The sequence below is a fragment of the Saprospira grandis str. Lewin genome, from assembly GCF_000250635.1.
Lineage (GTDB): Bacteria > Bacteroidota > Bacteroidia > Chitinophagales > Saprospiraceae > Saprospira > Saprospira grandis.
This window is the reverse complement of the sequence record NC_016940.1, coordinates 2,889,694-2,905,716: the sequence shown is the minus strand read 5'-3', so window position 1 is coordinate 2,905,716 and position 16,023 is coordinate 2,889,694. Positions and strand designations below refer to the sequence as shown.

General features: G+C 46.2%; 18 protein-coding genes. 8 read left to right on the top strand and 10 right to left on the bottom strand.

Annotation, left to right across the window (positions count from 1 at the left end; genetic code table 11):
• Window positions 1–241: 241 nt before the first annotated feature.
• Window positions 242–883 carry a hypothetical protein gene (locus SGRA_RS12865; protein ID WP_245538555.1) on the top strand — a complete coding sequence of 214 codons (642 nt, stop codon included), beginning with the start codon at window positions 242–244 and terminating at the stop codon, window positions 881–883.
• On the opposite strand, the gene pepT is transcribed toward SGRA_RS12865, so the two are convergent.
• From pepT to SGRA_RS12840, 5 genes are all read right to left on the bottom strand, one after another.
• A complete protein-coding gene (pepT, locus tag SGRA_RS12860; protein ID WP_015693158.1) occupies window positions 880–2,109 on the bottom strand; it encodes a peptidase T in 1,230 nt (409 codons plus the stop codon). The genes SGRA_RS12865 and pepT overlap by 4 nt on opposite strands.
• A 257-nt stretch (window positions 2,110–2,366) precedes the next feature.
• On the bottom strand, window positions 2,367–3,260 hold the full coding sequence (locus SGRA_RS12855) for an MBL fold metallo-hydrolase (protein WP_015693157.1): 894 nt from the start codon (window positions 3,258–3,260) through the stop codon (window positions 2,367–2,369).
• A 12-nt stretch (window positions 3,261–3,272) separates the two neighbouring features.
• Window positions 3,273–3,800, bottom strand: a complete 528-nt coding sequence (gene ribH / locus SGRA_RS12850; protein WP_015693156.1) for a 6,7-dimethyl-8-ribityllumazine synthase — start codon at window positions 3,798–3,800, stop codon at window positions 3,273–3,275.
• 193 nt (window positions 3,801–3,993) lie between these two features.
• Window positions 3,994–4,995 carry a hypothetical protein gene (locus SGRA_RS12845; RefSeq protein ID WP_015693155.1) on the bottom strand — a complete coding sequence of 334 codons (1,002 nt, stop codon included), beginning with the start codon at window positions 4,993–4,995 and terminating at the stop codon, window positions 3,994–3,996.
• A 133-nt stretch (window positions 4,996–5,128) separates the two neighbouring features.
• Window positions 5,129–6,790, bottom strand: a complete 1,662-nt coding sequence (locus SGRA_RS12840) for an acyl-CoA synthetase (RefSeq protein WP_015693154.1) — start codon at window positions 6,788–6,790, stop codon at window positions 5,129–5,131.
• Here SGRA_RS12840 and SGRA_RS12835 point away from each other — a divergent pair.
• On the top strand, window positions 6,789–7,730 hold the full coding sequence (locus tag SGRA_RS12835; protein ID WP_015693153.1) for a substrate-binding domain-containing protein: 942 nt from the start codon (window positions 6,789–6,791) through the stop codon (window positions 7,728–7,730). The two genes, SGRA_RS12840 and SGRA_RS12835, sit on opposite strands and share 2 nt — an antisense overlap.
• 177 nt (window positions 7,731–7,907) lie before the next feature.
• On the opposite strand, the gene SGRA_RS12825 is transcribed toward SGRA_RS12835, so the two are convergent.
• Genes SGRA_RS12825 through SGRA_RS12815 form a run of 3 tightly spaced genes read right to left on the bottom strand, consistent with a single transcriptional unit; the run spans window position 7,908 to window position 10,618 of the window.
• Window positions 7,908–9,107 (bottom strand): O-antigen ligase family protein, encoded by a 1,200-nt coding sequence (locus SGRA_RS12825; RefSeq protein WP_015693151.1) that lies wholly within the window; start codon window positions 9,105–9,107, stop codon window positions 7,908–7,910.
• 10 nt (window positions 9,108–9,117) lie between these two features.
• The gene (gene trmB, locus SGRA_RS12820) at window positions 9,118–9,798 is read right to left on the bottom strand and encodes a tRNA (guanosine(46)-N7)-methyltransferase TrmB (protein WP_015693150.1); all 681 of its coding nucleotides are present in this window, start codon (window positions 9,796–9,798) and stop codon (window positions 9,118–9,120) included.
• Between the two features lie 7 nt (window positions 9,799–9,805).
• Window positions 9,806–10,618 carry a hypothetical protein gene (locus SGRA_RS12815; protein ID WP_015693149.1) on the bottom strand — a complete coding sequence of 271 codons (813 nt, stop codon included), beginning with the start codon at window positions 10,616–10,618 and terminating at the stop codon, window positions 9,806–9,808.
• A 368-nt stretch (window positions 10,619–10,986) separates the two neighbouring features.
• Here SGRA_RS12815 and infC point away from each other — a divergent pair, with 368 nt between their 5' ends.
• From infC to SGRA_RS19560, 6 genes are all read left to right on the top strand, one after another.
• On the top strand, window positions 10,987–11,595 hold the full coding sequence (gene infC, locus SGRA_RS12810) for a translation initiation factor IF-3 (RefSeq protein WP_071823190.1): 609 nt from the start codon (window positions 10,987–10,989) through the stop codon (window positions 11,593–11,595).
• A gap of 110 nt (window positions 11,596–11,705) precedes the next feature.
• Window positions 11,706–12,089: a bactofilin family protein gene (locus SGRA_RS12805; RefSeq protein WP_015693146.1), complete on the top strand. Its 384-nt coding sequence runs from the start codon at window positions 11,706–11,708 to the stop codon at window positions 12,087–12,089.
• Window positions 12,067–12,336, top strand: a complete 270-nt coding sequence (locus SGRA_RS12800) for an AtpZ/AtpI family protein (RefSeq protein ID WP_015693145.1) — start codon at window positions 12,067–12,069, stop codon at window positions 12,334–12,336. The genes SGRA_RS12805 and SGRA_RS12800 overlap by 23 nt, the downstream gene beginning before the upstream one ends.
• Before the next feature lie 2 nt (window positions 12,337–12,338).
• Window positions 12,339–12,719, top strand: a complete 381-nt coding sequence (locus SGRA_RS12795) for a hypothetical protein (protein ID WP_002659570.1) — start codon at window positions 12,339–12,341, stop codon at window positions 12,717–12,719.
• Between the two features lie 4 nt (window positions 12,720–12,723).
• Window positions 12,724–13,206: an acyl-CoA carboxylase biotin carboxyl carrier protein subunit gene (locus SGRA_RS12790; protein WP_015693144.1), complete on the top strand. Its 483-nt coding sequence runs from the start codon at window positions 12,724–12,726 to the stop codon at window positions 13,204–13,206.
• Between the two features lie 365 nt (window positions 13,207–13,571).
• Window positions 13,572–14,777: a TlpA family protein disulfide reductase gene (locus SGRA_RS19560; RefSeq protein ID WP_015693142.1), complete on the top strand. Its 1,206-nt coding sequence runs from the start codon at window positions 13,572–13,574 to the stop codon at window positions 14,775–14,777.
• A gap of 217 nt (window positions 14,778–14,994) precedes the next feature.
• Here the strand turns inward: SGRA_RS19560 and SGRA_RS12775 are convergent, their stop codons facing one another.
• Complete coding sequence (locus tag SGRA_RS12775) at window positions 14,995–15,390, bottom strand: DUF423 domain-containing protein (protein ID WP_002659565.1); 396 nt, start codon at window positions 15,388–15,390, stop codon at window positions 14,995–14,997.
• A gap of 3 nt (window positions 15,391–15,393) precedes the next feature.
• Window positions 15,394–16,017 (bottom strand): L-threonylcarbamoyladenylate synthase, encoded by a 624-nt coding sequence (locus SGRA_RS12770; protein WP_015693141.1) that lies wholly within the window; start codon window positions 16,015–16,017, stop codon window positions 15,394–15,396.
• Window positions 16,018–16,023: the final 6 nt, after the last annotated feature.

Below are 16,023 nucleotides of genomic sequence, written 5' to 3'. Positions count from 1 at the left end.
TTTTTCTTTGGCGGTTGGGCTTTTGTTTTTTATTCCCCATAATTTTCATAAGAACCCTAGGGCCAAGGCCCTAGGCTATCTAAAAAAATCGTCATCCCCTCATTCGAGGGGATTTGCCTAATAGACAAGCACTAACTCTATTCCCTAAAATAATCATTGACCGAAACACAAAAAGCCCTCTCTCTAGAAGGGGCTACTCTACCCTTAGCTCTAGATTAACACCGAACTCATCAAAACCTTTTTGTCCTATTTGACAGAGATCAAACACCCCATCAAAACCTTTTTGTCCTATTTGACAGAGATCAAACACCCCATCAATACTTTTATGCCCTATTCTGCAGATGCAGAACACCCCATCAAAACCTTTTTGCCCTATTCTGCAGATGCAAAACACCCCATCAAAACCTTTTTGCCCTATTCTGCAGATGCAAAACACCCCATCAAAACCTTTTTGCCCTATTCTGCAGATGCAGAACACCCCATCAAAACCTTTTTGCCCTATTCTGCAGATGCAGAACACCCCATCAAAACCTTTTTGCCCTATTTGACAGAGATCAAATACCCCATCAATACCTTTACGCCCTATTTGACAGAGATCAAATACCCCATCAATACCTTTACGCCCTATTTGACAGAGATCAAACACCTCATCAATACCTTTTTGCCCTATTTGACAGAGATCAAATACCCCATCAATACCTTTACGCCCTATTTGACAGAGATCAAATACCCCATCAATACCTTTACGCCCTATTTGACAGAGATCAAACACCTCATCAAAACTTTTACGCCCTATTCTGCAATCATCTTAGATCTAGGGCCAAACAAAAAGGGCTGTCGGCGATGCCGACAGCCCTTTTTGGGGATAGCGAGAAAGGCTTAGGCCTTTTCGGCTAGGCGTTCTGCGATGCGAACGATAAGTTGAGTAGCGAGCTCCATAGATTCTAGGGCAACATACTCATAGCGGCCGTGGAAATTCATTCCGCCGGCAAAAATATTGGGGCAAGGCAGGCCCATATAAGAAAGGCGAGAGCCATCGGTACCTCCGCGGATGGGTTTAATTAGGGGGGTAATATTGAGGTCCTTCATAGCGGCCTCGGCCAAATCTACAATATGCATAAGGGGTTCAATTTTCTCGCGCATATTATAATACTGGTCCTTCATTTCGAGGCTCAGGCAATGGTTATGCTCTTGATTAAAGTCGGCTACCTTCTGCTCGAAGAACTGCTTGCGGTCCTCAAACTTTTGGCGGTCATGATCTCTAATAATATAGAGCATTTCGGCTTGGTCTACAGAAGCCTGCATACTATTGAGGTGATAAAAGCCCTCATAGCCTTCGGTATGTTCTGGTGTTTCCTCTAGGGGGAGGCTCAGCATAAACTGGGCGGCTAGGTAGTGAGAGTTGACCATTTTGCCTTTGGCATAGCCGGGGTGTACGCTTTTGCCTTGGACGGTTACCTTAGCGTAGGCGGCATTAAAGTTTTCGTATTCCAGTTCGCCTACTTCAGAGCCGTCCATAGTATAGGCCCAATCGGCGGCAAACTTCTCCACATCAAAAAGGTCTGCGCCTCGGCCCACCTCTTCATCTGGGGTAAAGCAGATACGGATTTTACCGTGTTCGATTTCGGGATGTTGGATGAGATAATCCATAGCCGACATAATTTCGGTTACACCAGCCTTATCATCGGCAGAGAGGAGCGTATTTCCGCTAGTAGTAATTAGGGTTTGGCCCTTATACTTAAGCATTTCGGGAAACTCTTCGGGAGAGAGGAAAATGCCTGCTTCTTCGTCTAGGGCAAGGCTTTGGCCTTGATAATTGGGCCATACTTTGGGTCGGACATCATCCGAGATAAAGTCGGGAGAGCTATCAATATGGGCTACAAAGCCGATTGTGGGAATATCTTTTTTGCTATTGCTAGGGAGAGTAGCCATGAGGTAGCAATGTTCGTCTAATTCGACCTCTTGCATTCCCATTGCTTTTAGTTCGGCCTCTAGGACTTTGGCCATATCCCATTGTTTTTCGGTACTGGGAATTTTGTCTACGCCAAACTCTGACATAGAATCGATTTTCACATAGCGCAGAAAGCGCTCTAAGATTTGCTCTTTCATTAGGTTAATTTAAATATAGTATTCATTAGGAAGGCGGCTGAGGGGCTAGATGCCCCTCAGCCGCCTTATTGGCCTAGCGATGTGCAGCAGTGGCCGCAGGCCAGACCGAGGCGCTTTGCGCCGAAGGGCCGAGCGAATAGCGAGCTGCGAAACGTAGCGCCGCAAGGCGAAGCCGCAGCGGAGGCCCCAAAATAGCATTGAGCTACGACAGCAAGAACTTTAGTTCGACGACTATAAGGAGTAGCGCTCCAAAAAGGCTAGGCAAAAATATCATCTTGGCCCAGGAAGGCATCGAGGGTATCTACTTTATCGATCACGATGCGGCCGCGTTCATCTCTTTTGACGGTAGCGGCTTCTACGGACTTAGCGTGTTCGAAGACCAGGATCCATTCTTCGGCCAGGGCACGTTCTAGGAAGTAAGCCTTTTCGATGAGGGTTTGTTCTGGGCGCATATCGTAAGCCATGACATAGGGAATTCGGATATGGCTGGGCGAGGGAATGAGGTCGGCGCAATAGACCACCTTTTTGCCATCGACCATCAGGTAGGGCAGAATCATGCCGTTGGTATGGCCATAGGCGAAGAGGAGATTAAAATTGCTAAACCAGCGGGTTTGGGCGTCGTAGGGGCCCGCCTCGATAAACTTAAGTTGTCCTGAAGACTCTAGGGGCAAAAGGTTATCGAGTAAGAAAGAGGCCTGTTCTCTGGGGTTGGGCATAGTGGCCTCCTCCCATTGTTTATCGCTACACCAATAGGTGGCATTAGGGAAGCTGAGGACGGGATTGCCGTCTACATCATGTTTCACGGCACCGCCGACATGGTCGAAATGCAAATGCGTGAGGAGGACATCGGTAATATCGTAGGGGGTCAGGCCGTGCATAGCGAGCGAGCTATAGAGAGAGGCTTGGCCATGCAACTTAAAGTGCGAGAAAAACTTCTCGGATTGTTTGGTCCCGATGCCGGTATCGATGAGGATATTTCGGCCATGTTCGGTTTGGACCAAGAGGCATCGCATCGCCCAGGTACAGAGATTATCTTCATCGGGTTCTTCTAGGCGTTGCCAAAGTGTTTTGGGCACCACGCCAAACATGGCCCCTCCATCTAATTTGAAAAAGCCCGTATCGATTACACGGACGGTCATTTTTAAGCTCATGAGAATATTTGTTTATAGTCCAAAGGAAAATCCAATTTGCTTTTCGGGGCTGCTCAGCGTCTTGCGCAGTTCGGCCATTTGGATAGCGGTCACTGCGGCTTCTACGCCCTTATTGCCATGTTGTCCGCCGGCTCTATCGAGGGCTTGTTGCATACTATTGGGGGTAAGGACCCCAAAGATGAAGGGTTTGGCTGAGGCGATAGAGAGTTGTTGTAGGGCCATAGCTACCGACTGGTTAATGTACTCATTGTGGGAGGTTTCTCCTTTAATCACGCAGCCGAGGCAGATGACGGCATCTACTTTTTTGCTTTGGGCGAGTAGGCGGGCGGCAGTGGGCAGCTCAAAAGTGCCGGGCACCCAAACCGAGTGAATTTGCTCTTCGGAGCAGCCATGCTCGAGGAGTGTATTTTTGCAGCCCTCATAAAGAGCGCTGGTAATATCTTGGTTCCAGGCAGCGGTTACAATACCGAAGCTGAAATTTTGGGCCGAGGGGATTTCCTCGGGGCGGTAATCGGATAGATTTTTATCTGCACTGCTCATATACAAAAAATTTAATATTTAGGGGAAAAGATACAAAAACTAGAGGAAGATACTTCTCTTTTTTGGGGAAATCCCATTTAGGGGAGAAACAGTGGTATAGAGAGATTGTTTTTTTGGGGTAGAGGTAGAGAAAAAAACAGAGGCTGCCGACAGATTGTCGGCAGCCTCTGTATATGGCTAGCGCTTCATGCGATTAAGCTTGCATTTTTTGGTAGACGAGGTCTGTATTTTCTCCGGTGAAGAAGGGGCCTACATGTTGGGCGGTTAGGTAGATGGCCTTAAGTTGTAGGGCGCGATCGTCTTGGCTATCTAATTTGCGGTAGGCGATAGCATTTTTGAGACTTTGTTGCATAATGGCCACTTCTTTTTCGGTAGCGGCTCGTTTTTCCTTCTTCATAAAGTAGGCTTCGGCTAATTCTTGGGCCAAAGACTTTTTATTCTTTTTGACGGCTAGGGCTAATTTGGCCATTTCTTTGGCCTGGCCTTCTAGTTGTTGGAAGGCCGTGCTAAAGCCGGCTTGTACTTTTTTGTGAGCGCCCTCATAATCCTTTTTGAAGGTTTGGAAAGCGGCTTGAGCGGCTTTAAGTTGTTTGATGGCTTTATTGCCTGCTTTGCCAGCTTTAAACTTGGGCAGCACTTCTTTTTTCACCTGTAGGAACTCGCCTTTGAGTTTCAGTAAGCCTTCTTTGAGGGTTTTTCCTTGGCCCTCTAGGGCTTCTTTAGCCTTTTGCATTTTGGCGGCGGCGGCGCCAGCTCCGGCAGCGGCTAGGGCTTCTCCTGCTCCAACATTTTCGCTTAACTGTGGGCTAAGCTTTACCTTTTTGAAGAGGACCTTTTCGGCAATTTTGATATGTTTGGCGGTCAGTTTACCGTCATTGAGTTCGAAGTGGAAATTTTGCAATCCTCCTTCTGTGGCACCAAAAGAGACTTTCCCTTTGCTAAAATCTTTATTGGGACGTTTTTTCGCTTCTGTTTTATAGAACTTGCCCCAGCTACCGCCTAGTGTTCCGACAACGATAAAGGGGATCTTTTTCCCTTTTAGGTCAGCAAATTCAAATTCGCTGAGCATGAGGTATTCGGTTTGTTCTCCTTCGGGGAAGCCGGCTTTCATGCGTTTGAGCTCTTTATAGAAAAGCTTGCGATAATCGGCAAACTTTAGGCCTTCGAGGATTTCTGGTTGTAATTTCGGTTTCATAAGCGTATATAGTCAACTAGGGTAATTGTACTTTTTTTGGACCAATGAATATAAGTGCTTTTTGCGGCTTTTACAATTTGTGGCCGACTATTTTGGTACAGATAGCAGTTGGTCTAACAAAAGTCTTCCTATTTTAGTGTTGGTTATTAGGATCTTCAAACATCTTTTTCAGGCTAGGTTTATTGACCTTACCCATAGTATTTCGGGGAAGTTCTTGGAGGAGTAAGAAGCGGCGGACCAGCTTATAGGCGGGTAGTTTTTGGCGCAGCCATTCGTTGAGCAGGGGTTCTAGAGTTTCTGCATCTTGGGTATTGGGGATGATTGCGGCGGCTACAATTTCGCCCCATTCGATATTATCGAGACCGACTACAGCACAATCTTTTACCAGAGGGTGTTCCCTCATAATTTCTTCTAATTCTAGGGCAGAAATTTTATATCCTCCAGACTTAATAATATCGATAGATTTTCGGCCCATAATGCGGTAGCTCCCTTCTTCTAGGATGGCAATATCACCTGTTTGGAACCAGCCATCTTCGGTAAAGGAATTGGCGGTATATTCTGGGCGGTTCCAGTACTCCTTAAAGACCGTTGGACCTTTCACTTGAATTTCTCCGGCTTCATTTTCTTCACTAAGGGCTTTTCCTTGTTCTTCATCCCAGAGGCGAAGTTCTACCCCGGGCAGGGGTTGGCCCACATGGCCGGGCACGCGGCTTTGTTGCTTATAGGGATTAGAGAGCGCCATGCCGATTTCGGTCATGCCATAGCGTTCGAGTAGGCGGTGGCCTGAAATCGTTTGCCATTCTTTGAGGACTTGTACTGGCAGCGCGGCCGAGCCAGAGACCATCAGGCGAAACTTGGCCAAGACCGAGCTAATATGTTTTTGTTGGTACTTATGTAGCTCTTTGTAAGTGTTAATTAGCTTATAATAAATAGTAGGGACGGCCATAAAGACATTCACGCGGCCAGCCTCTAGGGTAGAAAAGACCCTACGTTCCTCAAACTCTTCTTGGAAAGTGCAGCAGGCGCCCACCCAAAGGGGGCAAGCTAGGGCATTAATAAGCCCATGCACATGATGTAAAGGGAGTATATTGAGAATATGATCTGTTTTTTGCCACTCCCAAGCTTGGACCTGCGCTTCGATTTGGGCCTGAATAATTTCGTGCGTACTCAATACGCCTTTGGGCCGAGAGCTGGTCCCGCTAGTGTAGATAATTAATGCGTTTCTTTTTGGGGAGATGATGGGCAAATTACACTCCTTAAGGTCATTGAGTAACTCTTCGATAGTAAAGACTTGAATATTGAGTCGGTCTTCTAAACCCTCTAATTGTTTTTTGTGGCTGCGGTCTACCACTAATATTTCGGCTCCAGTATCCTCCAGTAAAAACTCGACTGCGGGTAGAGGGTAAGATAAATGAATAGGGACCGCCACCCCACCGGCTCGCCAGATGGCCCATTGAGAGGCCACAAAATAAATGCTAGGGCTAATCATAAAAGCGACTCTAGCTCCGGCTAGATCTGCTCGGCCATTGAGTAAGTGGGCCGCCAAAGAAGCCGAAGCTTGCAAAAGGTAATGATAGGTATAAGAGCCATTTTCGTCGGTAATGGCTTTGCGGTTGCGATGCTTTTCGGCTTGTTGGACAAAAGGTAGCTGGATCATCTGAATATCTAGAGTTGTTAACAATTTGGCAATATAGGAAAGCGGGAAAAAAGCGCTAGAGCGGCTATTTTTGGCCCAAATCCCAGGAAACTGCCCCCCAAAAATAAAATTCCAAGACTGAAAAATCTTATTTTCCATGACTGTATTCCAAATTAAGCATTTTTTTTATGCTTTGGTCCTTTTTAGCCTTTGGGCTTGTCAGCCTCAGGGAGCGAGTTCTCTAATTGAGCAGGGCGGCGATAGTCCCCAGCAATTAGGGCCTAAGTTATATAAAATTACGGGTTCAAAAACCTTGGGTGCGGTTTTAATGCCAGCCTTACTAGATGCCTATTTGGGCCAACTGCAGCTAGAAAAGCTAGAAAAAGAGCATTTATCTGCGGGTTATCTTTACAGTTGGGAGCAAGCTGGAAGAAAAGTACGTTTAGAGCTTTTGCCCAAGGGCTCGCAGGCGGGTTTTATGGCCCTAGCCACAGGTCAGGCGCAAATGGCTATGGCCTCTAAGGAAATTGACGACAGTCTGTTGGCTCAGCTTCCGGCCTTAAAGCAAGAGCAGCAGCTCCTTTTGGCCTATGATGCCCTTAGGGTGTTGGTACATAAAGAAAAGGCAGAGATCAAGGAATTGAGTAAACTGCAGTTAGACAAAATATTTCGGGGAGAGATTCGAGACTGGGCAGAAATAGACCTGCGGTTTTCTGGTCCAATACGGCTGTATTTGCGCAATGAGCAATCGGGTTCCTTTCATTTTGTGCAGCGGATATTGGGAGCGCTAGGGGCTGCCCATAAGCAGCAAGAAAACTTTGACTACCTATTGCAGGACCTGGCCAATGACCCCAACGGCTTGGCCTTTGCGCCCTATGATTTGCCTGCGGGCCTAAGCGTTTCGACCGTAGCGGTAGCGGGACGAAAGGCCAATTTGCAAGATCTGCAATATCTTTTTAGACGGCCGCTCTACTTATACCTAGATGCCTTGGCCCTTAAAGATCCATTTTGGGTAGACTTTATGGCCTTTTGCCAATCGGAGGAAGGACAGAAAATTGTTGCACAATCGGGCTTTGCGAGGGTGGCCTCCTCTTTATAGGCTTGGGCAGGCGGCAAAGCCGCCTGCAAAGGGCCGAAGGCCCGCGGCTGAGGGATGGACAGCAGTGGCCCGCAGGGCCAGACCAAAGCGCTTTAGCGCTGCAGGGCCGAGCAGACCTGCGAGCTGCGAAACAGCCCGACCTGACCGCAGGGAAGGGCAGCCCCAAAAAAGAAAAAATCAGGACTTTTGTCTGAGGAGTAAATAGCTGTGAAAAAAGGCGTATAAATTGGCTCCGATGGTAATAAAGAGGGTATTTTCGCTTAGGAAAGAGACCGCAATAAGCAGCCAAAAAAGCTGATAAATGGCTGTTTTTTCGATAAAAAAGGGCCAAGAAAAGAAGGCGATAAAAAGCAGCAGGCCCAGGATGCCCATAGCGGCCAGGCTACTAATATACTGGCTATGTGGGGCCATTACCCTTTGCTGAGGATACTCCTTTTCATAGATGGCTCTTTGCTCATCTTTTAGGTCGCCGAGGCCCACCCCTAAAAGGGGCGATTTGGCCCAGACTTTCAGGGCGATTTGAAAAGAGAGGATGCGTTGCGTATCGGAATAATCACCAATATGGCCTTCTTGGTAGAGGCGAATATTTTTTTGGGTCAGTAATATTTTTTCTCGAAAAGAGGGAATACTTTGATAGGCCAAAAAGGGCAAAGATAGGCAGGCTAGCAGGCCCAGACCGCCAAGCAGAAAGCGTTTGCTTTGCCAAAGCCAGCGGACCAACAAATAAATGATGCCCAGATAGAAGGCCAGGATGCCCGAGCGGGCGCCAAAAATGTGCATGGCCAAAAAGAGAAAGAGGCCGAGGCCGAGCCAGAGCCAGGGCCAGCGACCAAGGCGCCAGAAGAACAATTGGCCCGCCAAGAGGCTAGCCCAAGAAAGGAGCAGGCTAAAGCGAACATGGTCTTTGGCGGGGTTGGGCATGCCCTTACTATGTGTTAGAGAGCGCTGGATTTCTTCATAATTTAGGCCGTAATTGACGAGCACCCCAGCGGCGGCCAGACTCATCAGCAACACAAAAATGCCCAAAAGCCAGCGCCATTGTTGCTTGGGCCAGGGCGGCAATAGGGCCATAGAAATTGGCAATAAAAAGAGCGGTAACATCACCCGAAGGCGGCTCATCAGCTCGGCAGTATTTTGGCTATAAGCGGCTGTAGCGGCCATGAGAAGGAACAAAAAAGCGGGACTAAGCAGCTTGGCTTGATGAGGCAATTGCTTCCAGTTTTTGGCCTTAAAGGCATAGGGCAAAGCCGCCAAAACAAAAACCACCGAAGCAATGGCAATCAGGGCTTTAGAGGCAACCAGGCCAATAAACATAAGTAGACAGGCCAAAAAAGGCAAGCCCTTTTGGACAATAGAAAAGAAAGAACGAAATCGCATTATATCTTATTTAATCCAACCTAAAACGAGCGTACTTAATCGTAGCGCCTTTGCCTCGGTGCAGCTGTTCGTAATAGGTGGTAATTCCCCAATTCGGGTCTTGTTCGGCCAAGCTATAAATATCATCATGGGCAAACTCTAGGGGAAGGCCCTGCTCCTCAATTTGCTCTAGGGTAAACTCATAAAGCAGAGGCGAGTCGGTTTTAAGATGGATTTTGCCGCCTTTCTTCAAAATATTTCGGTAGCGCGACAAAAAGAGGGGCGATGTCAGGCGTTTTCTAGGCTTTTTGGCTTGGGGGTCGGCAAAGGTAATCCAGATTTCGTCTACTTCTTCAGGGGCAAAAAAGGACTCAATAAAATCAATTTGGGCACGGAGAAAAAACACATTATCTAGGCCTTGTTCCAAGGCTTTTTTTGCGCCGGTCCAGATGCGGTTCCCCTTGAGGTCCATCCCCATAAAGTTGCTATCGGGATACATTTGGCCAAGGCCCAGGCTATACTCTCCTTTTCCGCAGGCCAGCTCAAGGACCAAGGGTTTATCACTGCCCAACTGCTTTTTCCATTGGCCGCGCATATCCTGCTTTTCGCCATTGGGCAATTCAATAATTGGCGAATTGACGCCAAAATTTAGATAAACATTGGGCAGCTCGTGTAGCTCTGCAAATTTCTGTAATTTCTTATTCCGTCCCATCAAAAACTTATGTCATATAATATAAAATAAGGCCAGCCAGCAGGCTCCAGCTCAGCGAAATCATCATCATTCGCATCCCCTCGGCCCTGGCTTGGGGCGCAAAATTAAGAACTTTTCGCCCATTGGGTAATAATCGCTGATCAGAATAATAATGATAGCCCCAAAAACAGCCCAATGGCCCCAAAAGAATGGCCGTCAAATAGCCATCTCGGCGCTCTTTTGACGTTAGTGCCCTAGGCTGCCGCAACTGAATCATCCGATGTTGCCGCATCAGCTCTACCTCCTCTTCACTAATATCATGGCCCCGCTCATTGAGCAAATAACGAGCAGCCACCACATCTAGCGCCTGCCAATCTTCGGGCTGCTCCAAAATTTCCATCAGCTCCTCATCGCTATATCGCCGCAAATGATAATCAGCCTCCTTATATATAGCCTGCTGCTTGGCCTGCTCTCGCAAAAGCGCCTGCGTCCGCTCAAAATCGACCAGCCGCAAATAGACATAAAAAGCGCTGTCTTTCAAGGCAGGCGCCCGCGCATAATCCTCTCCAGGGTCCTGTTGTTTCTCCCAAATTTTATAGGGAATCTTTTGATCATCCAAAAATGCACAAAGATCATCAAACATCTGCCGGTAGTCAAATCCGGCAAAAATCTCATAGCGCTGCCCTTCTTCTTGCTCTTTTTGCAGCAAATAAGACAAACTTTTAGCGGTATCCGCAGGCAATACTAATTGCCCATCTTCATACGCATAGGGCAAACTATACTCTTCTAAGAGTAAGATCTTAGCCAACTCTTCAGGGGAATAAACATGGGGGTTTTTCATTTCTTTTTATTTTTAATCGTTTGGGGCTGCCCCTCGCCTATCGGCTCGGGTCGGGCTGTTTCGCAGCTCGCTATTCGCTCGGCCCTGCGCCAGCAAAGCTGGCTCGGTCTGGCGCGTTGCGCCACTGCTGTCCATCCCTCAGCCGGCTCGCTTCGCTCACCTCTAGACGGATAATAAGGCCCTAAAAATTAGGAAAAGCAAGCAAAATTAACTACAATATATAGCTCTTCTTTTTAGAAGATGCAAAAAACGCTGAAAAGGAATAAAGAGAGCCAATTTTTTTTAGTACTTTTGAAGCATCAAGCCGAGAAATTTCTCCCCAAGAGAAAAAATTCTCTATTCATTTTTTTCATTAAATTATTAGTTGTTTGGCTAGAAGAATTAACAGAAACCGAGGAAGATATAGTCGGAGAGAGACACCTGGATCTGAGTACAGAACCAATGATAATATTCGCGTACCAGAAATTCGTTTGGTAGGCGACAACTTTGATGAGATCAGTAAAGTAGCTGGCAAAGAGGTAGAAAGCGGTACCGTTATCAAAACGCGAATTGCTGCCTCTTGGGCCAATAAATTGGAATTGGACCTCGTAGAAATTTCGCCTAAGGGTAAACCCCCTGTTTGCAAAATTATCGACCTGAAAAAATTCCTCTACGAACGCAAAAAACGCGAAAAGGAACTCAAAGCCAAACAGGTTAAGGTGGTCATTAAGGAAATTCGCTTTGGCCCCAACACCGATGATCACGATTTTGAGTTTAAACTTAAGCATGCCAAGAGCTTTCTAGAAGATGGCGCCAAGGTAAAGGCTTATGTGCAGTTTAAGGGCCGTTCTATTGTCTTTAAGGACCGTGGACGTACCCTGCTCAAACGCTTTGTTGCAGAACTAGCAGAATTGAGCGTAACGGATTATCCCCCTAAAATGGAGGACCGCCGTATGCATGTTACTCTTAGCCCCAAAAAGTCGGCTAAATCAAAATAGTTGGCTAGCTCAGTTGCCCAGAGCCGCTTGCTTTGATGCAATCTGCTAGCTAAAAAGGCTGTCTCTATATAGACAGCCTTTTTTTGCTTTGTTTCTTAACGAACTCACTTATGTTTAGCAATAAAAATAAAGAACGTGCTGCCCGAACGGCTGCCGTTTCTCATAACAGCCTTGTCCGAGACGCTATCGTAAAAGGAAATGTGCAATCTGTTATTGATATCCGTGTAGATGGACGCATAGAGGGTGATCTGCGCTGCAAAGCCAAGGTGGTTTTGGGCCAAACTGCTGTCATCAAAGGCAATATTCATTGCCAAAATGCCATCATTGAGGGCAAAGTCTTAGGAAATGTCTATTGCCAACAATTACTGGATGTTCGCAAATCGGCCAAAATTCAGGGCGATCTAGAAACCACTAAACTGGCCGTAGAAGATGGCGCCCAAATGAATGGAGCTTGCAAAATGAATCTGCAACATGGCCCCCAATCCAAAAAATAAAAAAGGCCAAGCCTTTAGAAAAAACAAAAAAGCTCTAGAGGGCTATATGAAGTACTCTGGTATGGGCGTGCAAATGGCCTTGGTCATTGCTGCTGGCTCCTTTGCTGGCCTATATCTAGATAAATACCTCGATAGCAAACCTCTATTTGTGGTGCTGGGCTCTTTAGGCTCCGTTTTTTTGGCCCTCTACCTATTTATTCGCCAACTCTTGGCCGAAAGTCCCCCAGAAGACCAGGAAGAAGAGTAATCATGCAATTATCTCAATTTTATTCTAGCCTACTAGGCGTTTCGGCTTTTGTAGCCGCTAGCCTTTTGGGCCTGCAATGGTTTTGGCCCCGCTTTGCCAACTATGGCGGCCTTGCCTGGGCCAGCTACCTTTTTTTTGTGCTCTTTAGCTGGCTCTGCTTCTTTTGGGCCCGTCAGGCTAGCCAAAGTCCCGACCAATTGCAGTTTAGCCGAGTCTTTATGATGCAAACTAGCATCAAAATGCTGCTCAGCCTTTCGCTGGTCTTGGCCTATTTTTATACCTTTAAACCAGCCGACCAGCTTTTTGTATTGCCCTTCTTTTGGGTATACTTCTGCTTTACGCTTTTTGAAATTTACTTTTTGACTCAGCTCGGAAAAGCATAGTACTATGTACCAAATTAAACATCAATCTAAAGAGGACGTTCTAGAACTAGACCCCAAAGACTTCAACTGGGACCTGGTCCAAGTAGAAGATCAGGCTTTTCATATCCTCTACCAAAACCGATCTTATACCGCTAGAGTAATCGCTGCCGATTATCAAAGCAAAAGTTTTGAAATCCGTATCGGACAAAATACTTACTGCCTCGGTGCTAAAGATCGCTTCGATCTTTTGGCCGAACGCCTCGGCTTTGAAAAAGTAGGAGCCGCTAAGGTCAATGATATTAAAGCCCCTATGCCTGGCTTGCTACTCGACCTAATGGTGGAAGTTGGCCAAGAAGTGAAAAAAGATGAGGCAGTCCTCATCCTTGAAGCCATGAAAATGGAAAATGTAATTAAAGCCCCAGCCGATGCCATTATTAAAGCCATTAAGGTGGATAAAGGCGCAGCAGTAGAGAAAAATCAAGTCCTTATTGAACTTGATCCGCTATAGGCCCCAAGGTCCATAATAATACAAAAGCAGGAAAAATGATTGACTTCATTTTTCCTGCTTTTTTTTGGCCCAAACTCCTGCGTTCTAGAGGAGCGAAGCGACTGGCTGAGGGATGGGCAGCAGTGGCCGAAGGCCAGACCCAGCCGCCTTTGGCGGCGCAGGGCCGAGCAAACAGCGAGCTGCGACAACCAGCCCCTATAGGGGCGCCAGTTCGACAACCAACGGGAGTACACAGCCCGACCCGAGCGAAGCGAGTGGGCAGCCCCAAAATACCATCATTATTTTTTTTATATTTAAAAAAGTAAATTTAACTATACTCAATGTAATTAAAACCCATCTACAACTACCACAATCATTTCAATCCTATGAAAAATTATATTCTAATTCTGTTCTTAAGTAAGGTGCTGTTTTGTACTACCGTATTGGCTCAGCTGCCTGCTCATGAAATCAACCAGGTTCTTACAGCTGATGATAAGCTACCTACTATTGAGGAAGTAATAAGCCATAGGAAAGAAGAAATTATGGCGACTAGCATGAGGAAGTACAGCATCAAAAATCACTTTAAGTTTTTTTCTGAGGATACCGTTAGGTATCAAGGGCGAAAGCAGGTGAGGATGTACCCTAAAACGCTTAATGACAGCTTAGATGCTAGTACTTATATGATTTTAGATACAAATGTTACAAAAATTATCAAGCCTGATACTGTTGTTTTGGGTTTTCACTCTAGCATCAGCTATGCATTTTATGATACTCCTGAAACAGTGGACGAATACAAAGAGGATAAGGCTATATTCAAACCTTATCAATTTGCCTTTTGGGAAAATTTTAAAAAAAATGCAGACTCTTTATGGATTGAAAAAGCAGATGAGCCTCATGCATTTACGATACATCGATTCACAAAAAATAGTGGCGAAATTTACAACATTCATACTACCGTCACTTGTATTAGGGCAGATTTTATTCCCATAAAATATAGTTTACGATTAGAATTTGAGAACATGTCTCAATATGAAGAAGCTAGTATCCAAGTGCTTGAGAGCCATAATACGAGAGATGCTGTTGATAGCATTGCCCTTGCAGAAAAAGAAATTTTAAATAAGTATTTTCCACATGAGCCGAAAGAGGTTAATCCGGAAGAGTTAGCGCCGACGCTTAAAATTGGACAAAGCATTAGCAATTGGAAAGCTCATGATACAGATGGTAATATAGTAGAGTTATCGAAACTCAAGGGAAAAATAGTACTACTTGACTTTTGGTATCGAGGATGTTATCCCTGTCTAAAATCAATGCCTGTTTTAGAGCGGCTGCATCAAAAGTATAAAGAAAAAGGGCTTTATATTATAGGCGTAAACCATGTAGATCATCCAGATCAGATAAAAAAACATATGGAATATAAGCAGATCAGTTACCCTACAGTAATTAATAAAGACCTAGCCAAGCAGTACAATATAATTTCTGCTCCAACATTTATTTTATTAGATGCCAAACAGCAAGTTATAGCCATTGAAATAGGCTATAATGAAAGGCTAGAAGAAGTATTGGAAAAACAAATAGAATCGCTTTTACGATAATTTGAACTAGTCCTACTTCCTCTCATTCATAGATATTGCGAAGCAATACCGCTTCTAAACGGTTTTGCAGGCGGCGAAGCCGCCGCAGGCTGAGGGGCTGTAGCAGGGCCGCCGAAGGCGGCAGACCCAGCGGGCGCAGCCCGCGCAGGGCCGAGCAGACCTGCGAGCTGCGCAATGGCCCGACCCAGCCAAAGGCTGGGGCAGCCCCCCAAAAAAACTACTTAAACGCTTTAATGGCCAGTACCGACCAGCCGCCAATAAAAAAGAGGCCGCCAACAGGAGTTAATGGACCAATAACGGCCAATACCCCGCCCGAAATGCCCATTACATCTCGTAAAGCCAAGAGATAAAGCGAGCCCGAAAAAAGCAAAATGCCCATGGCAAAGCTAATGCCCGCCCATTTTAATGCTGGGGCCCCAGCCAAACGCGCCCAAAGGCCAGTCGCCAAAAGGGCCAAAGCATGATAGTACTGATAGCTCACGCCCAACTGATAAATCTCTAGACGATCGGGCGTAATTTGCGCCTTGAGTGCATGCGCCCCAAAAGCGCCTAAAATAACGGCCAAAGCGCCAAAAATGGCCCCAAGGCCCAAAATCCATTTTTCCTTTTTCATGACTTAGAAGTTCAATTTGCCCAAACCCTGGCGGATCAACTCGGGCGGGTTTTGCGTACAATCCACTACCGTAGAAGGCTGATGGCCACCAATACCGCCATCAATCACCAAATCGACCAGATGCTCATATTGTTCATGGATTTCGTAGGGATCGGTAGGGTATTCTCTAATCTCATCTTCCTCATCTAAGTTTTTGATAGAAGAAGAAAGCAAAGGCTGGCCAAGCCCCAAAACTAAATCACGGACAATCGGACTATTAGGCACCCGAACCCCCAAGGTTTTCTTGCGATTTTTGAGCAACTTGGGCAAGCTACTATTCCCTTCTAAGATAAAGGTAAAGGGACCAGGCAGGGCCGACTTCATCAATTTGTAAATGCTGGTAGAATAAGGGCGGCAATAATTAGAAATGTCGCTAAGATCGGCGCAAATAAATGATAAATTGGCCTTTTTGGGCTGAATCCCCTTGATGCGGCAAATGCGTTCGATGGCCCGAGGCTGGGTAATATCGCAGCCCAAACCATAAACAGTATCGGTGGGGTAAATAATCACGCCCCCATTTTTTAGGACCTTCAAAACCTGCTCTATCTTGCGAGCTTGAGGATTATCGGGATGAATTTCTAATAACATAACTTC